The 19,771-nt window shown below is 40.2% G+C and carries 18 protein-coding genes and 1 other RNA gene; 8 read left to right on the top strand and 11 right to left on the bottom strand.

What is annotated here, in order from left to right; all coding sequences use genetic code 11:
* Position 1 precedes the first annotated feature (1 nt).
* Positions 2-3,301, bottom strand: coding sequence for a lytic transglycosylase (locus tag B9T24_RS01805; protein WP_086164230.1), 3,300 nt, complete (start codon positions 3,299-3,301; stop codon positions 2-4).
* 217 nt (positions 3,302-3,518) lie between these two features.
* Between B9T24_RS01805 and dnaQ the strand changes: the two genes are divergently transcribed.
* The 3 genes from dnaQ (at position 3,519) to nudC (ending at position 7,493) form a co-directional block, all read left to right on the top strand.
* Positions 3,519-4,952 (top strand): DNA polymerase III subunit epsilon, encoded by a 1,434-nt coding sequence (gene dnaQ, locus B9T24_RS01810; protein ID WP_086164231.1) that lies wholly within the window; start codon positions 3,519-3,521, stop codon positions 4,950-4,952.
* 124 nt (positions 4,953-5,076) lie between these two features.
* On the top strand, positions 5,077-6,720 hold the full coding sequence (locus B9T24_RS01815; RefSeq protein ID WP_086164232.1) for a chemotaxis protein: 1,644 nt from the start codon (positions 5,077-5,079) through the stop codon (positions 6,718-6,720).
* Positions 6,720-7,493, top strand: coding sequence for an NAD(+) diphosphatase (gene nudC, locus B9T24_RS01820; RefSeq protein ID WP_086164233.1), 774 nt, complete (start codon positions 6,720-6,722; stop codon positions 7,491-7,493). The genes B9T24_RS01815 and nudC overlap by 1 nt, the downstream gene beginning before the upstream one ends.
* Before the next feature lies 1 nt (position 7,494).
* On the opposite strand, the gene B9T24_RS01825 is transcribed toward nudC, so the two are convergent.
* From B9T24_RS01825 to B9T24_RS01840, 4 genes are all read right to left on the bottom strand, one after another.
* Positions 7,495-8,382: an alpha/beta hydrolase gene (locus B9T24_RS01825; protein ID WP_086164234.1), complete on the bottom strand. Its 888-nt coding sequence runs from the start codon at positions 8,380-8,382 to the stop codon at positions 7,495-7,497.
* The gene (locus B9T24_RS01830) at positions 8,372-9,055 is read right to left on the bottom strand and encodes a BON domain-containing protein (RefSeq protein ID WP_086164235.1); all 684 of its coding nucleotides are present in this window, start codon (positions 9,053-9,055) and stop codon (positions 8,372-8,374) included. Before B9T24_RS01830 ends, B9T24_RS01825 begins: the two co-directional genes overlap by 11 nt.
* A 65-nt stretch (positions 9,056-9,120) precedes the next feature.
* The gene (locus B9T24_RS01835; RefSeq protein ID WP_086164236.1) at positions 9,121-9,552 is read right to left on the bottom strand and encodes a YraN family protein; all 432 of its coding nucleotides are present in this window, start codon (positions 9,550-9,552) and stop codon (positions 9,121-9,123) included.
* Entirely contained in the window at positions 9,552-10,487 is a 936-nt protein-coding gene (locus B9T24_RS01840; protein WP_086164237.1) for a penicillin-binding protein activator, read from the bottom strand. The genes B9T24_RS01835 and B9T24_RS01840 overlap by 1 nt, the downstream gene beginning before the upstream one ends.
* 12 nt (positions 10,488-10,499) lie before the next feature.
* Here B9T24_RS01840 and rsmI point away from each other — a divergent pair, with 12 nt between their 5' ends.
* A complete protein-coding gene (gene rsmI, locus B9T24_RS01845; protein WP_086164238.1) occupies positions 10,500-11,339 on the top strand; it encodes a 16S rRNA (cytidine(1402)-2'-O)-methyltransferase in 840 nt (279 codons plus the stop codon).
* An 81-nt stretch (positions 11,340-11,420) separates the two neighbouring features.
* Here the strand turns inward: rsmI and B9T24_RS01850 are convergent, their stop codons facing one another.
* The 3 genes from B9T24_RS01850 to ubiH form a co-directional block, all read right to left on the bottom strand.
* On the bottom strand, positions 11,421-11,672 hold the full coding sequence (locus B9T24_RS01850; protein WP_086164239.1) for a hypothetical protein: 252 nt from the start codon (positions 11,670-11,672) through the stop codon (positions 11,421-11,423).
* A gap of 177 nt (positions 11,673-11,849) precedes the next feature.
* Positions 11,850-13,091: an FAD-dependent monooxygenase gene (locus B9T24_RS01855; protein ID WP_086164240.1), complete on the bottom strand. Its 1,242-nt coding sequence runs from the start codon at positions 13,089-13,091 to the stop codon at positions 11,850-11,852.
* Positions 13,088-14,296 carry a 2-octaprenyl-6-methoxyphenyl hydroxylase gene (gene ubiH / locus B9T24_RS01860; RefSeq protein WP_086164241.1) on the bottom strand — a complete coding sequence of 403 codons (1,209 nt, stop codon included), beginning with the start codon at positions 14,294-14,296 and terminating at the stop codon, positions 13,088-13,090. Before ubiH ends, B9T24_RS01855 begins: the two co-directional genes overlap by 4 nt.
* 413 nt (positions 14,297-14,709) lie before the next feature.
* Between ubiH and B9T24_RS01865 the strand changes: the two genes are divergently transcribed.
* On the top strand, positions 14,710-15,090 hold the full coding sequence (locus B9T24_RS01865) for a hypothetical protein (protein ID WP_086164242.1): 381 nt from the start codon (positions 14,710-14,712) through the stop codon (positions 15,088-15,090).
* 175 nt (positions 15,091-15,265) lie between these two features.
* Here B9T24_RS01865 and pepP read toward each other — a convergent pair whose 3' ends face one another.
* On the bottom strand, positions 15,266-16,585 hold the full coding sequence (gene pepP / locus B9T24_RS01870) for a Xaa-Pro aminopeptidase (RefSeq protein ID WP_171264834.1): 1,320 nt from the start codon (positions 16,583-16,585) through the stop codon (positions 15,266-15,268).
* Positions 16,586-16,664: 79 nt separating this feature from the next.
* Positions 16,665-17,297, bottom strand: coding sequence for a UPF0149 family protein (locus B9T24_RS01875; RefSeq protein WP_086164244.1), 633 nt, complete (start codon positions 17,295-17,297; stop codon positions 16,665-16,667).
* 64 nt (positions 17,298-17,361) lie between these two features.
* Between B9T24_RS01875 and B9T24_RS01880 the strand changes: the two genes are divergently transcribed.
* The 3 genes from B9T24_RS01880 to ssrS all read left to right on the top strand — a co-directional run bounded on the left by B9T24_RS01880 (position 17,362) and on the right by ssrS (position 18,484).
* On the top strand, positions 17,362-17,913 hold the full coding sequence (locus tag B9T24_RS01880) for a hypothetical protein (RefSeq protein ID WP_086164245.1): 552 nt from the start codon (positions 17,362-17,364) through the stop codon (positions 17,911-17,913).
* 2 nt (positions 17,914-17,915) lie between these two features.
* A complete protein-coding gene (locus B9T24_RS01885; RefSeq protein ID WP_004651386.1) occupies positions 17,916-18,200 on the top strand; it encodes a cell division protein ZapA in 285 nt (94 codons plus the stop codon).
* Positions 18,201-18,300: 100 nt separating this feature from the next.
* Positions 18,301-18,484, top strand: a non-coding RNA gene (gene ssrS, locus B9T24_RS01890) — 6S RNA.
* Positions 18,485-18,970: 486 nt separating this feature from the next.
* Here ssrS and B9T24_RS01895 read toward each other — a convergent pair.
* On the bottom strand, positions 18,971-19,702 hold the full coding sequence (locus tag B9T24_RS01895; RefSeq protein ID WP_086164246.1) for a 4'-phosphopantetheinyl transferase family protein: 732 nt from the start codon (positions 19,700-19,702) through the stop codon (positions 18,971-18,973).
* Between the last annotated feature and the right edge of the window lie 69 nt (positions 19,703-19,771).

The following is a 19,771-nucleotide window of genomic DNA, read 5'->3' on the forward strand; positions in this document are numbered from 1 at the left end:
TTTATAAGTTTGGAACTTTAATCACTTCACCAATACGCAATTGAGTATTCGTTTGAATATCATTCATTTCAGCGAGTTTTCCAGTGTCCACGCCATAACGGTTTGCCAAACCAATCAAAGTATCACCGCGTTTAATTTTATAGTCAGCCACTGTTTTAGGAACCACAATCTGTTGACCTACCCGTAAACTTGCACGCGCATTTAAATCATTGAGCGCAGCCAATTCAGCCACCGACACTCCAGACCGACTCGCAATGGCATTTAAAGACTCACCGGGTTTTACCGTATAGGCTTCAGTATTGCGCGATGGTTTCGCAGCTTTAGGGATTGCTGCTTCAACTTTTGTCTCAGGCTTTGGCAAATCACCTTCAATTTTTAAGCGTTGCCCCACCCGTACAGTTGAAGTACGCGACAAGCCATTTAAGCTCGCCAAATAATCTAACTGTAAGTGATATTTCTTGGCAATACTGCTGAGTGTTTCACCCGATTTCACCACATGCGTATCAGTCTGTTTTTCCGTATTTTGTTTTTCAGTACTCTGCTTTTCCGCACTGGCTTTTTCAATTTTTGCTTCGACTTTACTTGCGACAGGTTCTTCACCACTCAGTTTTAAACGCTGTCCAACACGTAATCCCGTATTACGATTCATGCCATTAATATTGGCAATATAATCCATGCCTAAATTATATTTCGCAGAAATGGCAGATAAACTATCACCCGATTGCACCGTGTGACTCTCGGGAACCGTTGAACCCGCAGGAATCTTAATGCTTTGACCGACTTGTAAACCACGGCTATTAGAAAGTTTATTAAGTTGTGCCAGTTCAGTTAAAGATATTTTTGATTGCGCTGCAATGCTATACAAAGTATCGCCACGTTGTACCTGATAACTTTCAGTTTTATACGATGGCTCTACAATTGCTGCATCCACTTTAACAGGGGTGGATTTTTCTTCCTGTTTGCTTTCTACCTTGGTATCCACTTCCTGTAATGGAACATTAATTTTTTGTCCCACCATTAAATGACTACCCGAAGTTAAACCGCTAGTTAAATCCGCCAACTCTTGATTAGACAACGCATAACGGTCTGCAATCAGTTTTAAGTATTCACCGCGTTTAACCACATACGGCTTGGTCTTTACTTTAAAAACTGGACTTGCACTGCTTGCCTTATTTTCTGTTTTATTCGAATTTGCCAAAGCAGTTTCTTTTAATGCTAATTTTTGCCCAACACGCACACCACTATTTACAGCCAAATCATTGTAATCCGCCAGTTGTTTGACCGACAACCCAAATTGGCTTGCAATGCCGGTTAAACTGTCATTGGCTTGCACCACATAGGTTTCAGGTGCTGCTTTGGTCTTAGGCGGTGCCGATGATTCGGTATTCTGCGGCTTAGCATCGTATAAATAAATACTGGTTCCGACATAGAGCGGTGAACTTGGATCAATCTGATTCCACTTCGCCACATCACGCCAATTCAAACCATTTTTCATGGCAATCACTGCCAGCGTATCCCCCGGAAGCACCGTATAGGTACTGCGCTTGCCTTTAGGCGGCACGACAACAATTTCTGAATCCGTCTTCACGTAATTTTTACCTTGGTTACGTTTGGCTTCGTCAGAATCCGCTTTGGTATTTTCAGCTACGCCTTTTGGATACGAGAATCCTTTGGTTAATTCTTTCCCTTGTTGCTCGGCAACAGACTGACTGGTTTGAATCGCAGTTAATTTGATTTTACCGTCAAAAGGATCCGTAATTTCTGTACCTTGCGGTGCGATTGCTTTAATTTCTTCGACCACTTTGTCTTGTTCAGCTTTACTGGCAACGGGCTGAAGCACTTGCTCTAGCGTTTTATTTTCACCTTCAGCTTTGACTGCCGCCAAAATCTGTTCACGTTCACGTGCAGATAACGGTGGCTCAACGGTCACAAGTTTAACATTGGCAACTTGAGTGACCGCAACAGGAATACGTGGTGCACTTGGAATATCACTATTTGCAGCAAAAGAGGCCAATGCTGCCGAACCTTGAGGGGTCGATATCCGTTTAGTTGAGCTTTGTGTTGCCACCACAGGACTCACAGGTTTTACCGTGGTCGCGGCTACAGGCTGAGATGCTTTGGTTGTATTGGTGACTAATATTGGTGGTGCTGTTTTTACCGGATTAATCACTTGCGTATTCAGTTCAGGCGGATTGCTTCTTTCTGGGGTAAAAGGTTGTGCTGCACTTGCCCATAAACTGCCCGAACTTGATTGTAATTTTTTGAGTTTCGTATCAATTGATGGACTTAAATCGGCAGGAATAATAATGCGCATTGGGCTTTCACTATCAATACGATCACCACGATGCCCCGGATTTAACTGATAAAGCTCTGCACGGCTTAAACCCGTAATCGCAGCAACCTCATTTAAACTGACTGCCCCAATCGCGACTTCCCTAAAATGCGGACGATTGGCAATCGGTGGCAATGACACGCCATAAGCATTGGGATTTTTAATAATTTGAGCCACAGCCAAGAAACGCGGTACATAGTTCATGGTTTCTTGCGGCAGTTTCAGGGACCAATAATCGGTTGGTAAACCTGCGGCTTTATTACGGTTAATCGCTTGTTGGATACGACCGGGACCGGCATTGTATGCGGCTAAAGCCAGCTCCCATGAACCAAACTGATTATACAGCCCACCTAAAAACTCATACGCTGCACGGGTTGATTCAACCACATCTCGACGACCATCGTATAAACTGGTTTGTTTCAAACCATAAATACGTCCCGTACTCGGAATAAACTGCCACATTCCTGCGGCGGCTGCACTACTGGTTGCAGCAGGATCATACGAACTTTCAATAATCGGTAACAAAGCCAGTTCTGTTGGCAAACCGCGACGTTCCGCTTCTTTCACCGTGTGATAAAGATAACGCGAAGCACGCGCGCTCAAACGGTCTAAATACGGTTGACGCGAAATAAACCAACCACGTTGCGCCTCAATACGAGAGTCCCAATGCGTTTGATCCATTTTAAAACCGACCGTCATACGCTTCCAAACGTCACCGTGTTTTAAAATTAACAGACGATCACCCTCTACTGCACGCATATCGGTTGCAGAAAGTAAATCTTCTAAAGAATCCAAGCTATTGGCATCTAGATATCCAGAACCCACCAACTTTGATTTTGATCCTTGCGTTGCATTTTGGCTTGAGGAACAGCCCGTCAAACCTAAAGCAGCTAAGGCTGAACCCAATACAGTAATTTTTAAAAACTGAGGTAATGAAGGCTGATACAAAATCGCGGTTGGTTTATACATAAAGGAATCCAAACAACTCGTATAAAATTTATTTTTTAGATATGCCATTGTAGTGAAGCATGTCGTAGACACAAGGCTGTAATTTAGCGGTATTTCAGTATAAATGTTACAAGAAATTAAAAATTAACCATGTTATACGGTTCTAAACTGCAATTGCGTTATACAATATACCACTCACTTTGTTTAATTTGACTCTCACTTGTTCGGATTTGGTTATATGACTCAAACAATTACACTCTATGTCGATGGTGCTTGCCGCGGCAATCCTGGTTTAGGCGGTTGGGGTGCATATGTCATTACTGAATCTGAAGAACACAAACTTTATGGTGGCGAACCCCACACCACCAACAATCGTATGGAATTAATGGCGGCAATTGAAGGGATTAAATTTTGCCCTAACGATGCCAAATTGATTATCTGGACCGATTCGAATTACGTCAAACAAGGCATTACCGAGTGGATTCACGGCTGGAAAAAGAAAAACTGGAAAGATGTTAAAAACCCAGATCTTTGGAAATTACTGGATGCAACCTGCCAAGGTCGTGAAATCGAGTGGCACTGGATTAAAGGTCATGCAGGACATGCAGGGAATGAAATGGCAGATCAATTGGCAAATTTAGGTGCAGACCAAACCCTAGAATCAATGAAAAATCCATCTATACTCTCAAATCAAGCCCCTACAGGTGCTATCGAGCTTGATAAAAAAAAAGATGAAAAAGATTGGTTGCTAGATGACCCTTTTGGTTTTGATTTAATGGATTCTGATCCACAAGATGACGATGAAATTTTAGAAAATGATGATCAGGTGATAGAACAGTTAATCGTAGAAATCGCTCAGACTGAAACGATGCAAGAAGACATTATGCCTCAGCAAGAGATTTTATCGAGTACTCCTACGCCTTCTGCATCGGAGCATCCACACATTGTTATTACCCCTCGAAGCAAAGAGGTGTTTGGCCCACGCCAGCTGATTTTAGATACAGAAACCACAGGTTTTTACTTCCAAGATACGGATCGTATTATTGAGGTCGGTGCGATTGAAATGGTGAACCGTAAACTTACGGGCAGCTCCATTCATATTTATATCAACCCGAAAAAACCTGTGGGCGACTCTGAAAATATTCATGGTATTTCAGATGCCTTCTTACAAGACAAACCTGAGTATGCAGAAATTGCAGAAGTCCTTTTTAATTACTTAAAAGGTGCTGAAATTATTGCCCATAACGCCACCTTCGATATGAACTTCCTGAACATGGAGTTTAAACGCGCAGGTTTTGTTGCCCTCTCGGAAGTCTGCTCCGTCACCGACACCTTGGCTATGGCAAAAAATAAGCATCCGGGGCAAAAAAACTCCCTCGATGCTTTAGTGCGCCGTTATGAAGTTCCACAACGAGACCGTACCTTCCATGGTGCGTTACTCGATGCTGAAATTTTATCCGACGTCTATCTTGCCATGACGGGTGGTCAAGTCTCCTTCGATATGGATAGCTTGACTGAAAGTGAACAACAAGAAGCACAAACAGCACGCCAGCAAAGTGTACAGGTTGATCTACCCATCATTTACCCTTCAGCACAAGAACTTGATGAACATGAGACATGGATCAAACAATTTGAAGAAAAACATGGAATAGCCTGTCTTTTTGCAAAATAAAATCTACATTTCTAGTGTTTTTTGTATTTAAACGTTTAGCAGTTAAGTTATAGTTAAACGTAAAGAAGTTTCGCCTTCATTGGCTGCTCATAAACAGATAAAACCCTAGGAAAGGTGCAGATACATGTCTTACCAAACCTCTATTCATTTTGACCCAACTGCATTGCTGATAATAAAAAATGAGGTTGATAACTCAATTAAATTAGTTGAATCAGCGGTTAGTACTTTAGCAGAAGACCAAAGTTTACCTTTTGGTATTGATGATGCGCTCAATCAATTTGAGCAATGCGCTCAAGTCTTGGCGCTGATTGACATGCAAAGTTTGGCTAAAATTGCACAATATTCAGCTGAATTAATGCGTAAAATTATGGGGAATCCTGCGCAAATTAACACACAAGAGGTGATTGCTTTAAGTGAAGGCACCACCATGTTGAAGCGCTATATCGAATTTATTTGCTTACGCGAAGTTAAAATTCCACAATTCCTACTCGACACCCTCAATCGTTTGGAAATTGTCTTGGGTAAGCCAATTACCCATGAAGGTCAGCATATTGAGTCGCTACTTGACTGCATCACCCCAGATTTTCAACTGCCTCAAGCACCTACATTAGAAAAATCTAAATATGTGCATCGCTTGTATAAATTATCTTTGAACAAGATGATTAAACAAGATGAAACTGAATTCGATCTTCAAGCCATTAAATTAGTCGGTGCATATTTAGCGGGTCTTGCTGAAAATACGCCAAGTAAACAATATTGGAATTTGGTGCATGTCGCGTTTAACCAGATGGATCATTTGCTGCTCAATGACCCTCGTTTACGCACATTAGTCAGCATTGAAAGAAATATGGCTCAATATTTCAATGCACCTGATCGTTTCAAACCAAGTTTGTCCGATTTAGCCAATATTTTAAGTTTGTGTATTAGCCAAGAAGATGATGCTGCACAGCATATTCGTAACCAATTAAACATTGGTGACGACCATCTTACAGATACGCAATTACAAGTCTTCAGCCGTCATTTATATGGTCCCGATTTTGATACCATGCATACGATTAGTGAACTTGTGACCAGTGAAATGGCGCAAATTCGTAACGACATCGAATATAACTATCAAAATATGACCGCAGAGAAAACTTCAGAATTACAACAGAAGTTAAACAATCTGGCTAATATTTTCAAAGTGTTAAATCTCAATGAAGCCTTCAATGATTTATCGCGCCAAGCCAGTTTGCTTAACGATGCTGAGGTGCTAAAAGATGAAGGTTTTGCACAACAATTGATGAATTGTATTTTATCTGCAATGAATTCGATTGGGGTTTTAGAGCGTCATCACACTTCAAGCCGTTTACAGCTTCGTGTCAACAACATGAATATTTCGTTAGATCGTTTAGACGAAGCACATGAAGCTTTACTCAATGAAGCGAAGATGCTGGTTGATCTGTCTAGTCAAACCTTAATGCAATATGCACAAGACAATAATCTTACGATAGTAGAAAGTATTCCGACCCAATTACGCGAAATTGGTGGTGCACTACTGTTCTTAAATGCTGAATCAGGTCAAACAGCATTAAGAACTGCGGCTGATTTTATTCAACAGCAAATTGAAACGTCAGGATTAATCAACCCTGAACACATCAATTATACGCTCGACACTTTAGCCAGTGCCGATATGATGATTGACAATTTAAAATACAAACAGCCTGTATTACAGTCGATGTTTAATGTAGCATTGCAAAGTAGCGAAAAACTGAAAACTGTTGCCTAATGTCTGAATTATCACTTGCTTATATTTTTCATCAACATCAACTTTTAGTGGATGAAAACTTTCAACTTCCTCGAGTTGAAAGTTTAGCAAGTGATCTTTACTTTCACGCAGGCGATCAAGTGATTGCCCGTGATCTTCTTGAAGATGAAGTCATTCCTCAAGGTTTACAGTTGGTTCCCATCCGTCAATTATTGACGCTTTGGGATACCCAGCAATTTGAATATGCCAGTCGTGCAATTCAACTCTTAGAATGGCGTAAAAACCATAAGTTTTGCAGTCATTGTGGGCATCAAACAGAAGCACATCCGACTGAACATGCCATGATTTGCCCTGCATGCCGCTATCATCAATACCCTCGTGTCCAACCTTGCGTTATCATTGTAATTACACGCGGTGATGATGAAATTCTGCTGGCAAAAAATGCAAAAAATACAACCGATATGTACGGTCTCATTGCAGGTTTTGTCGAAGTTGGAGAAACTTTGGAAGAGGCTGTACGCCGTGAAACCTTCGAGGAAATTGGATTAAAATTAAAAAATGTCCAATATCTTGCCAGCCAACCTTGGCCTTTCCCAAGCAATCTCATGCTCGCTTTTCGTGCTGAATATGCTTCTGGAGCAATCAAACTTCAGGAAGAAGAAATTAGCGATGCGCAATTTTTTAAATTTGATCAACTGCCTGAAATCCCATTTAAAGGCAGCATTGCATACGCGATGATCAAACATGTCATTGAAGGTCACCCTGTGGCAGATGACACTCGTGAATGGTTATAAATTAAGGTTTTAGCGCTTCCTCTAAAACCGCCAAAATTTGTTTTTTGGTTTGGAAATAGCGGCTAAACAAACTCGAAACCGATCCCATAATGGACACATGCCCCGTGCCAGAGATGGTAATCATTTGGCTATGATTACCCTTTTCCTGCAAAATACGATGAAAATCTTCTGAATTATTACGACCGACCACTTGATCATTCGATGCTAAAAACAGGTAATGCTTAACTTCATTGGTTTCAACAAAATAATACGGCATGACATTTTGATAGGGTACGTTCTGATCAAATGCGTCTGCACATAAGGGATCATCTTTATAATCAAAATGATAAGGTCCAGACAAACCAATAATCACGCGAATTTGAGAACGACATTGCAAAGCATAAGGCTTCGGATGATAAATGGCCGACATCACATTAAAGGCACCCGCTGAATGCCCCATCAAGACTATTTTTTCAGTGCGAATCTTTAATTTCGTTTGATGCTGCGTCAGATAATTTAATGCCAAATTCAAGTCATCAATATAACTCGGAAAAACATATTTCGGTGCCAGATGATAATTAATGACGACAACATCATAGCCTTCTTTCGCAAAAGCTTCACCAACAAAGCGATAGTCTTTTTTGTCCCCATGCAACCATGCCCCGCCATGTACAAACACAATTAAAGGGCGTTGCTCACGTGCGACTTCGGCAGAAAAAATATCTAAGCGCTGTCGTGCTTTTAAACCATAAGCAATATTTTTATTCAGCGTATAACCCTTTCGAGGAGTTAAACGATTCAATACATAACTACCAAAATCGTAAAGGCGGAACTCTTTATACAACGTTCTCGCCAATTCTACTTTTTGATGCAACGTTTTTGTGATGGCCCGAGTAACATTATTGAGCATTCGTAGGCTCTGCTTGATCTGGATCGATTGCTACAGGTGTTTGTTCAACAGGTTGTGCATTAACAACTGGACTGCTAAAGCTTGAAGTCACTGCACGTGATTGTTCAACATTATCAATCAAGGTAATAATTTTAGTCACATTACCCACTTGCTGAAGCACTTGATTAAGATCATTAATCTCTGCCTGATTTAAACGCCCCATCACATACAGAATCCCATCTTCGGTATGGATACGCACTTTACTATCAGAGACGACCACGGCTTTCATAATCAAACCACGGGTATTTGCCGTCACCGTGGTATCTTGCATAATGCTGCTATAACCAATTTGGTTACCAACGGTAAGGTAATTATGTACCGTTTTAACATCCGTCATCGCACGTAAATTATCTTCAGCCAATTGCTTTAAATGCGCGTCTGGCACTTGTCCTGTAAGCAGAACATTACCGTGAAAACTTTCAATATTTACACGAGATTGTTTAAAGCGTGAATCTAATTTATATAAATTAATTTTAGCAGTGCGTTCTATAGAAGAATCAATAAAGACTTGTCCAAGTGAACGAGCACCACTTTCTGTTCCAACTGGTGCTGACCCTGTACCACTTGATATAAAGCTCGCACAACCAGATAAACTTGCTACACACAGTAACGTCATTGCAATACGATTAAACACTCAGCAAGACTCCTAATCATCCATTTAAATTCTATTTTATTGCAATATTTATACTCTAATTTTGTTCAAAGATTAATAAACTCTTGATCAAAAGTAAAAGCATTTTCTATCCATTGCTGATCATAAGGGCATTTAGAAAAATCTTGCTGTATCTTTTTTGCAAATTGTTGGAAAAAATCAAAACAAATTACATCAAAACGGCAATAAAACTCTTGGAATTGCGGCTGTGCATTTAAAAAGCAAAGTGCTGATTTCATAATCTTCTTTTGCTTTGAAGATGAAATCGTTTCACATGATTGTGCATATTGCGTCACTGAGCGTGCCTTGACCTCCACAAAAATCAATTCTTGATCCTTTTGTACAATCAGATCAATTTCCCCATAGCGGCAATGATAATTCGCAACAATCAAAGTAAAACCCTGCGCTTGTAATAACTTTAAAGCCTGCTGCTCTGCCCACTGCCCCAAATTTAATGGGCTAGATATCGTCTCTAACATTACAACACCTTCAAACCTTGTTGAGTATTTTCATAACAATGCGGCACACGATGAATTTGATGGTCACTCATTTGAATCAGTCCTGTACGTCCCTGAAATTCAAGACTGCTCAAATGAGGCGCTTGTAAATACTGCTGGCTAATCTGCCAAGCATCGCCACCAAATGCTAATAAGCGCTGATAGGACATCACAACAGGGTTCTGTTGATAGGCATGTATCAGATCAGGCCAGACACGGCTATATAAAGCGGGTGCATCACAAAATTTCACGCCCTGAGGCATGGTTTGATCTTGTTCAATGGCATTGGCCAATACATAAATGTGCTGCGTGGGCAGTTTAATCAGGCTGTTTATCCATTCATGCTGACCAAGCAATAATAAACCCTGCTGCTTGGTCAGCTTTTGCGGGACTTCTTCCACAATACGAATAGCATGCTGCGTTTGCCCCATTAATGACATCAAAAAAAGTTCACTTTCAGCTTCCGATCCCTTTTGACGCAAAACATAGAGCTGTTTAATTTTATCTTGCTCGAACACTTGATTCAGTGCATCCGCATCTTGTTTTTTCGACAAACTAAATTGCCACACATTTTCCGCTTGGTTGGTGACATCATTTAAAGCCAAAATACGAAGTTTCAAGTTCGCCTGCATTACAATATCCACGTCGCTGCGCGCTAAAGGCCCAACAATCATTTGCGTGCTTTTGGTCACATGGCGTTTTAACAGTTGCGTCATAGATTTCTGATCTGAGTTTACAAATTTAATCGAGGTTTTCATGCCCGATGCTTGATAAGCACTCATAAAGCCCTGTTTGATACTCAATCCAGCTCGCGCCATAGGCCCCGATTCAGGTAAAATGACCAATACTTCGGCTTGTGCATAGTTAAAAATGCCAAACAGGATAAAACCTATCAAATTCTTTTTATTATTCAACATTGGAAAAACCTTATGAGTGCTCAGTTATTTGTTGTAGCGACCCCAATTGGGCACTTAGATGACATTACTTATCGTGCTATTGATGTTTTAAAGTCAGTGAGTATTATCGCGGCAGAAGATACGCGTACTTCTGCTCAATTATTAAAGCACCATAATATATCAACTCCACTCACGGCTTGTCATGAGCATAATGAAAGTAACAAAATTGATATTTTGATCCAAAGATTGCTCAACGGCGAAAACATGGCATTGATTAGTGATGCCGGTACACCGCTCATTAGTGATCCGGGTTTTAAATTGGTACGTGCCGCACAAGACAATAATATTCGCGTTGTTCCTGTACCGGGTGCCTGCGCTGCAATTGCCGCACTGAGTTCGGTGGGTTTACCTAGCGACCGTTTTAGTTTCCAAGGTTTCTTGCCTTCGCGCCAATCTCAACGCCTGATTCAGTTAGAAAAACTCAAAGATGAAACACAAACTTTAATTTTTTATGAAGCACCACACCGTATTTTAGAGTCAGTTAAAGATATGGCAGATGTTTTTGGCGCAGACCGCCCTGTGGGTTTTGCTCGCGAAATCACCAAAACATTTGAAACCATTAAAAAAATGACCTTGGCAGATTTAATTCAATTGATTGAATCGGATCGTAACCAGCAAAAAGGTGAAATTGTTTTAGTCATTGGTGGTGCAACACAAGAAAAGGATTTAGAACAAGAAAAACTGGATCAGTTATTGACACGTTTATTGCAAGATTTATCGGTCAAAGCGGCTTCGCAACTGGCAGCGGACTTGACGGGAATTAAAAAGAAAGTGGCGTATCAACGTGCGTTGGAACTCACCAATAAAGATTAAAGAATTAGTCCATCAAAACTAAAAAAGCATCACCGAAGTGATGCTTTTTTATCGCTCTGATAAAATAGAGCAAAGGGAGGATTAATCTTTTGCAGATTCGTCCGCAGGAACTTCCGTAATGCGTCCACCACGTGCCAGAAAGGCTGCAACTTCATCTTCCAATGCCTGACGTTGCTTCAATTTTGCTGTCACAGTCAATGTTTCAGCTTCTGCCATATCACCATCAGTTGCACTGTTTTCACTGCTATCAGATGCACCTTTTTCAGCCGCTTTGGCTTCATCATCATCTACTGCTGTTTCTTCTACGTCGTCGTAGTCATTCATATCCGTCATCTTTATTTCTCCCCACAAATGACTTCTGTTGATCCAATTTAAATTGGATGCGAATTAGGAAGAAATTTAGCAATCTCTGAGCATTTCGCATAGAGTCAAATATTAAAAATTCGTATCTTTTTTAATCAAAAAAGTAAACTTATATGAATATTTGTACAAAAAGCAGCATTTTCAAAATTAAACGGCATACATGGTCTGTTTTAAAACCTGCAATCCATTGGCTTGAGACAAAAAGGCATCTTTTAAAATTGCATGCTGTTCTACTTGTTTTAAGCCAAAATTTCGCGCCCATACCACTGGAAAAAGCTGTGTCGTTTCCAACCAACCCAGTGCAGACATACTGTGCATCATGGCATCATTTTGTCCTTTACGGCGGTGCTCATAGCGCTGTAGCGTTTGCTCGTGTGCCCATACACCACGCTTTTGATCATGCAGCAACACATCGCATAAAATAGCGGCATCCAAGCAACCAATATTCACCCCTTGCCCTGCTAAAGGATGAATCACATGTGCAGCATCACCAATTAACGCTAAGCCTGCTTTGACATACTGCTGTGCTGCACGCGCTTTCAGCGGAAATTGTGCGCGTGGCGTTGCCTCTAGAACTTGACCCAACATATGATGACTTTCACGGGTGAGAAGTGCACAAAAATCTGCATCATCCAGAGCTGCATATTCTTCTGCATAATCGTCTGGTAATGTCCAAACGATGGATTGCCAATGGCCTTCTTGTTCAGGCTTTAAACTCGCCATCGGTAAAAAGGCCAACGGCCCCGTTTCAAGGAAAATTTGACGCGCGACATGCAAATGTGGCTGTACCGTTCGAATTGCACAGGTCAAACCCGCTTGCTTATAATCCAAGACATCAATATCGATAAAAGCTTGCTCTCGTACAAATGAATTTGCACCATCAGCACCGATTACCAATTTGGTTTTTAGCTGTGAACCATCGGCAAGGTGAATATGCCAAACCCCAACACCTTGTTCCACACGAGTGACTTTCACTTGCGTACGATAATCTTTAACCTGTTCCAGCATTTTTTGCTGAATAGCTAAATTCAAAACACTCGGTTCCACCATAGAACCCAAAGTCTGTTCAGCACTGGGCATGTTTTGGCTAGGCTGTCCAAAATTGATTTCACCATAACCATTTTTATTCCACACTTGCATACCGCTATAGGGCATGTGACGCGCAAGTTTATCCCACACATGTACTGTTTTTAGCAAATGAATGGTCGCTTGGCTTAATGCCAATACACGCGGATTGGCAACAGCTAATGTTTTGGCTTCATCTAGAATGGGAGCCGCATCTAAAACCGTTGCTTGTATGCCACCTTGAGCAAGCAACAAGGCCGTTAAACCACCGACTAAACCACCACCAATAATAACCACGTCTAGCACATCTAAAACATCACTCATGCTTTTAGCCCCATCGCGTAATTAGCAACAAGCGGTTTAATGCCCGGAATGGTATCAAAAGCCACCAAACCAGTATTTCGGATAAATTTGAGTATCGGATTTTGATTACTAAAGCCACGTACCACAGAATCGCAGAACTTAATCACACGTTGTTGATCGGTTAAACGCGCTTGCTCATAAGCAAGCAACATACTTGGCTGACCAATATCATCTGATTGTTCGAGTTGTTCTGTCAGATAACGTACCAAAACATAAGCATCGCGCATACAGAGGTTAAAACCCTGCCCTGCAACGGGATGAATGGTATGTGCTGCATTTCCCATCAGTACCACGCGACCGACCGCTTGTTTTTCTGCCAGCACTTGTGACAATGGGAAGCTAAAGCGTTTACCTGTTTTTTGGAATTTACCTGCACGGTCGCCATAGGTTTCTTGTAAAGCATCAAGGAAATGTTGGTCATTTTCATCGCCCAACCATTCGCCTTCTGTACCTTTTTTCACAGGCCAAACCACAGAGCGACGATATTCACCCGGTAAAGGTAATAATGCCAAAGGTCCTAAATGGCTAAAGCGTTCAAAGCCAACATGGTTATGCGGTTTCGACGTTTGTACTGTGGTGACAATTGCAACTTGGTCGTAATCATGTTCGCTTGCGCCAATACCGAGGGCTTTACGGCAAAATGAATCACGACCATCAGCAGCGATCACCAATTTTGCCTGTAATGACAAATGTTCTTCACCACGTATTGCCTCAATCAATGCTTGATCGGTGTCTTGCGTCAGTGAAGTAACTTGCACGCCATCAATCAATTCAATCAGCGGCTGTTTGCGAACTTCTGTAAGAAGTACACGCCCCAGCCAAGCATTTTCAATCACCTGACCAAAACTTTCGACTTTTTCTTGTTCTGCTTTTAAGCGTGCCTTACCAAAACTGCCTTGTTCAGTAATATGCACCTCAAGAATTGGGGTTGCATGCGCTTGCAACGCATGCCATAAACCGAGTTCTTGATATATTTGTACACTACGACGCGACAATGCACTATTTCGCGCATCAAAACTGGAATGATATGGCGCAAGATTGGCATCATCATAATTCGGGTACTGAATCGCCTCTAACAGCTTGACCGCAATGTTTGCTTTGGCCAACATTAACGCCAGACTTAGCCCGACCATACCACCGCCGACAATGATCACTTCTTGCTGCATGCGTATATCCTTTTTATGATGTATCCGAAGTCACAATCTTCAAATACCTATAACTTTTAATGGATTTTATATTACATCAAAGATCTTAATTTTTATAATAAAGTGGATGTTTTTACGTACTTTCACCGTAAAGCTATGTCATGGTGGTGATTGAAGTAATAACGCTATAGACTTCTCGCTGATATTGCTCAGATAGTTGCTTAATTCAACAAATTAAAATCGCGGAACAATGATTGGTTGTTAATTATGCAACTTGAAAAATCATTTAAAAAGCCCAATCGGTTGAGATTGGGCTTTAATGAAAAAATTAAATTAATGATTTATATCAAAATAAAATAATAATTTCGTATAAGATGTATTATATTAATTTTAGAAACACTTAAATTTTCAGCTAATAGATTTAGAGAATAAAAATGAAATATACAGTTCAAATCACAGAATATAATGATGATTTTGAATTTCTTTTAAATATTAAGATTCACAATCGCACCTTGCTAGTATTCAGTTCCTCAATTCCATTTCCTATAGATTTTAAAAAAAATTATATTGTCGATTTAGAAGCAATTGTTTTTGATGAATATGTAGTTGAACAGATAACTTCTTCTCCTCAAATTCGGCAAATAGATGATAGCTTACAGTATGAAATCATAGGATTTTTAGATAATGGAAAAATTAAAACTAACGATTTAATTTTTGAGGATAGTATTTTAAAAATCGATTTTTCTTATTTAGATCAAACTATTGTGAAATGGAGAGTTGATAGAATTAGTGTTGATTTTGAAACCAATCATTAAGTCTATTTAATATAATGGTTGTTACACGAAGCGAAGACTGTAGATCCTCGCTTTTTTAGTGTAAACCCCAAGTAAAAATGTCGGTATAGGGCATTTTTACTTGGGAATAACATCATTCTCCAAAACGTCAAAAGCCGATCTTTTACTTCAGATCGGCTTTTGACGTTCATTTGAATTATTGAGCCATCAATGCTTCAATTTCTTCAACCGTTTTTACGACCGCAGCAGTTAAAACACGTGGTCCATTTTTGGTCACAACCACATCATCTTCAATCCGAATGCCTATACCACGCCATTTCGCATCAACCGTTTCATCATCTGGTGCAATATAAAGTCCCGGTTCAACAGTTACCGTCATGCCTTCTTCATAAGCACGCCACTCACCTTCAATTTTATATGAACCGACATCATGCACGTCCATACCCAACCAATGACCTGTACCATGCATATAGAATTGGTGGAAAGACTCTGTAAGGATGATTTCGTCAATATCGCCTTGCATCAGACCCAAATCAAGTAAACCCTGCACCAAAATACGTACTGCAATACGATGCGGTTCTTTATACGAATTACCGATACGCACAGCATCAATGGCTGCAAGCTGCGCTTTTAAAACAACTTGATATAACGCTTTTTGTTCAGGGCTAAATTTGCTGTTAACTGGAAAAGTACGGGTAATGTCCGAGGCATACAGTTGATATTCACAAGCCGCATCAATCAAGACTAAATCACCATCTTTCAGTACTTTGTCATTTTCAACATAATGTAAAATACAGCCATTTGCACCACCGCCCACAATACTGTTATACGAAGGCACACAACCATTTTGACCAAAAATATAATTTAGTTCGGCTTCAAGCGCATATTCCATCATGCCCGGCTTAACCGTTTGCATAGCACGGGTATGTGCTTGAGCTGAAATAGTCGATGCGATTTGCATCAATTCAATTTCTTGTGCCGATTTATGCAAACGCATTTCATCTAAAATACGATCGAGTTGAATCACCTGTGCAGGTGCAGAGGTGCCTTTACGCGATTCACCATTGGCTTCAGCAATCCATTTGGCTACACGTGCATCAAAATCGGCTTGTTGCCCCATGCGATAAAATAATTTTTGCTTATTCAGCAATTTCTCAATAATTTCCTCATCCAGCAGATCAATAGCATAAGCTTCATCGGCATCATAATCCTCCACCGCACCATCAACTCCCGCTCGGTAACCGTGCCAAATTTCCATTTCACGGTCACGTTCGCGGCAGAACAAGCTATAGGTATAACCTTCATCTATAGACTCAAAGGTCTCAATGACTGCCACTGCTTCAGGTTCAGCAAATCCCGTCAGGTAGAAAAAGCTACTGTCCGCACGAAATTTATAATCTGCATCACGGTTACGCATAGCAACCGGACTGGTGGCAATAATCGCAATACTGTGCGGACCCATTTCTTCTGCTAGGCGGTCGCGACGTTCCTGAAAATCTGCTTGAGTCAGTTTCATCATTGAGAGGTACTTTTATCTTTTATGAGTGGAGTTGATAATTTTTATATCGTTTGTTGCTACAGCAAAATCGTCTAAATTAGCTTGGACGATGCGGTGTAAACATTTCTACAATATTGTTGGTTTCTGGTGCAGTTGTACTTTGTTTCAATTGCGGCTGAATATTTTTCAGCAATGGTGTTTCTGCAATTTCCACTTTTTTGCGTCCCAAAGACAGACTAACAGGAATTAAACGCACAAATTCATAAAGTTCCTGATAACTTTCCTCACCTTCTTCATCATTATCCGATTCTTCAAATTCAACTGCTGCCACATCTTGCAGATGTTCGATCAGTTCCATTTCATCTTGACGAATATGACCTGAAGCCAAACCAAAGCCCAGTACTACGCCTGCACACCAATCTGCCAATGCTTGTACACGGTCAGCAAGGACATGCTCATCGTCTGGAAGCAGTGGTAAATAATCTAGTTCATCATCCGATAATGCATGCGCAATATCTTCTGCCTCACCTGTTAACAAATCTAGAACATGATCATCCAATGCTGGAATTTCAAGCGTTGCTAAAATTTGTTGCCATTCTTCACTTTTAGGTGCTTGAGTAACACAAACAATACCTGTAAGTAATCCGTGTAACTCACTTGGGCTTGAAACCTCTTCAATTTTTGAAAAATTGTGGTGCCATTCCGACCAACCTGAAATATCGTCTTGCATTCGTTTATCCAATCTCTATACTTCGTATATATTACCTTTGTTTGCAATACTGTGCGACTACGATATGTTAGAAGAATTACAGCGTCTACAGGCGCATATTGGCGTTTTAAAAACGCGACTTACGCATTATGAAAGTGAAAATAATGCACTCAACGCGGCAAAAGAAAATTCTGCCGATCATCATCATGCCCAAATTGTGCAAAAGAACGGCATCATTACCCAGAAACAAGAAGAAATAGACAATCTTAGCGAGCAATTAAGTGATGCGCAGTCTCAATTCAAGCAATTGAATACGGATGCGACCTCACTGGCTGATCGTTATAGTCGTTTGGAAAAAAGTTGTACCGATCTTAAGAATCGTTTTCAGGAAATTCTTGCTGAACGTAATGAATTACGCGTCATCAAAGAAAAAATGCAAAATGAACAGCGTCTTGCTCAACAGGAAATTCAGGGTTTTCAGCAAGAACGTGAAAGATTGTTACAAAAAAATGAACATGCCAAAGCAAAAGTCGAAGCCATTATTCAGCGCTTGTCTATTTTAGGCACAGCTCAGGATCATCACGCGCAAGAAATTCAACAACTTGCTCACCCAACAGAAGCAAATGAGGACATTTAATCATGACTGAACAAATTGCTGTTGAGTTACGTGTATTGGGACATACTTTTCGTTTAGCGACGACTGAAAGTGAAAAAGGTGATTTAGAGCGCGCCGCTGAATTATTAAATGAAAAATATGATGATTTTCGTCGTAAAGCCCCACGTCTTGAGCCAAGTAAATTGATCATTATGGTGGCGCTAGAGTTGATGCAAGAAGTCCTTGCGATGAATAAGTCTCTGCAAGAATATTCACATTGCGAGCGTTTATTGGCAACCATTTTAGAAGATGTGGATGATTTAGTTTAGTTTTTAATCAAACTGAACAAAGTATCGGCATTTGAAATGTAAGTTTACAGTTACTGCACACTGAAGATTTGCCAATGCGGCATTATTCGTTATACTTACTACATCTCTGAGGTGTTCGCCAGCGGGTCAAGTTCCCCTGAGCCGATATCTACACCATTGGATGTGTTCTGTATATTTAGAGTGTATGCCTGCCTTCGAGTAGGAAACCCAGCAAGTATGCGTCGCGTCCACCTTGAACTTTAGGGTTCAAGGGTAATGACATGCAGCGGCATCATCGGAGTGTTTTATTTACTCTAAAAACAATAATTTATATAAAATAAATATACTAAAATTATTTAGAAATGTGGTTTTAACTAAAAACTCTCCAGTAAAAAATACTTTTAACAGCTATTCATAATGGCTAAATATTGATTATTTTCCTTAAAATATTCTATATCGGTTAAAAAATATAGTTTCACCAGCAGTTCAATACCTCAACTATCGAAGCCTATGATCGATGTATTCATCATGATATGCGCTTTGAAACCATAATATTTTCTATCTGGCAGAACAATAACTCAACCCTGCATAAGCCTTAAAACGCTTATGTCTCTTTACCCTTGCATAATGCAGACAGCAATAGAAAAAGCAGTTAAGTTTAATCAGCGCAATACGGCAGATGTGCTCCACAACTGCCCTTCTGAGTTTAATTGCATAGAAAAATCCTGCGGTGTATTCAAACAGAAGATAAATTGGCTTTAAATTATTTTTGAGTTATCAATTGATTACTGTTACTGAGCTACAAGCGTTAAAACGTGCTGTTTATATATTTTTGCTGAAACCATAATCTGAGCCTCAAAATTAACCTCTCTCACGTCAAATTTCATTGTGAGTGAATGCCCCAAATAGATAAGTTCAGATAGTTCAAAACGATGAAAATCAATACCATGATGAATTTGGTTAGAAAAAGCCTTGAACATGCTTTCCTTTGCAGAAAAGATCAATGTAGCCGCTATTTCTTTACTTATTCCTTTTGCAGTCAATAAATAAAGTTCTCTTGACGAATAAATTTTGCCCTCAATCCCCGAAAGATCTGTTTTTGTCATGATCGGTTCTATGTCTATTCCCACAAAACTAACCAATCTTGAAGGAGTAACCGCACACATTGCTATACTGTTGCTATGCGTGAGTGTGCCAATCAAATTTTGGGGGAATATTGGTTCTTTATACTTACCAATATTTACTTGCTCCAAGCAAACCCTTTGGTGCATTGCAGACAGTGCTACTTTGGCCGTATAACGCCCCGCCAAAAATTCACTTTGCCTAATGCTTGGATATGACAGCAACTGATTTGGAAGCACAATTGAGAGTTCATCAAACAAATTCACATCAAAATATTGTCGATTAAATTTACAGTATGCCAAATATAGGTCAGCACAGGGTTCATATAACAGTTTTTGTGTTTCTATAAACCTATTAGGAAGTGGAAGACGAATATAGCAATTCACAAAACGATTCAGCACTGTGCCATCTCTAGCGATTAAGCGGAGCCAATAAGGACAGTGATACCCTGCCCCTATAAAAGAACAAAA

This window comes from Acinetobacter sp. ANC 4654 (assembly GCF_002135425.1).
Classification (GTDB): Bacteria; Pseudomonadota; Gammaproteobacteria; order Pseudomonadales; family Moraxellaceae; genus Acinetobacter; species Acinetobacter kyonggiensis.

What these genes read in the sequence shown, in the direction of transcription:
- B9T24_RS01805 (WP_086164230.1), bottom strand. Translation starts at nt 3,301, where the DNA reads ATGTATAAACCAACCGCGATTTTGTATCAGCCTTCATTACCTCAGTTT.
- dnaQ (WP_086164231.1), top strand. Translation starts at nt 3,519, where the DNA reads ATGACTCAAACAATTACACTCTATGTCGATGGTGCTTGCCGCGGCAAT.
- B9T24_RS01815 (WP_086164232.1), top strand. Translation starts at nt 5,077, where the DNA reads ATGTCTTACCAAACCTCTATTCATTTTGACCCAACTGCATTGCTGATA.
- nudC (WP_086164233.1), top strand. Translation starts at nt 6,720, where the DNA reads ATGTCTGAATTATCACTTGCTTATATTTTTCATCAACATCAACTTTTA.
- B9T24_RS01825 (WP_086164234.1), bottom strand. Translation starts at nt 8,382, where the DNA reads ATGCTCAATAATGTTACTCGGGCCATCACAAAAACGTTGCATCAAAAA.
- B9T24_RS01835 (WP_086164236.1), bottom strand. Translation starts at nt 9,552, where the DNA reads ATGTTAGAGACGATATCTAGCCCATTAAATTTGGGGCAGTGGGCAGAG.
- B9T24_RS01840 (WP_086164237.1), bottom strand. Translation starts at nt 10,487, where the DNA reads ATGTTGAATAATAAAAAGAATTTGATAGGTTTTATCCTGTTTGGCATT.
- rsmI (WP_086164238.1), top strand. Translation starts at nt 10,500, where the DNA reads ATGAGTGCTCAGTTATTTGTTGTAGCGACCCCAATTGGGCACTTAGAT.
- B9T24_RS01850 (WP_086164239.1), bottom strand. Translation starts at nt 11,672, where the DNA reads ATGACGGATATGAATGACTACGACGACGTAGAAGAAACAGCAGTAGAT.
- B9T24_RS01855 (WP_086164240.1), bottom strand. Translation starts at nt 13,091, where the DNA reads ATGAGTGATGTTTTAGATGTGCTAGACGTGGTTATTATTGGTGGTGGT.
- ubiH (WP_086164241.1), bottom strand. Translation starts at nt 14,296, where the DNA reads ATGCAGCAAGAAGTGATCATTGTCGGCGGTGGTATGGTCGGGCTAAGT.
- B9T24_RS01865 (WP_086164242.1), top strand. Translation starts at nt 14,710, where the DNA reads ATGAAATATACAGTTCAAATCACAGAATATAATGATGATTTTGAATTT.
- pepP (WP_171264834.1), bottom strand. Translation starts at nt 16,585, where the DNA reads ATGAAACTGACTCAAGCAGATTTTCAGGAACGTCGCGACCGCCTAGCA.
- B9T24_RS01875 (WP_086164244.1), bottom strand. Translation starts at nt 17,297, where the DNA reads ATGCAAGACGATATTTCAGGTTGGTCGGAATGGCACCACAATTTTTCA.
- B9T24_RS01880 (WP_086164245.1), top strand. Translation starts at nt 17,362, where the DNA reads ATGTTAGAAGAATTACAGCGTCTACAGGCGCATATTGGCGTTTTAAAA.
- B9T24_RS01885 (WP_004651386.1), top strand. Translation starts at nt 17,916, where the DNA reads ATGACTGAACAAATTGCTGTTGAGTTACGTGTATTGGGACATACTTTT.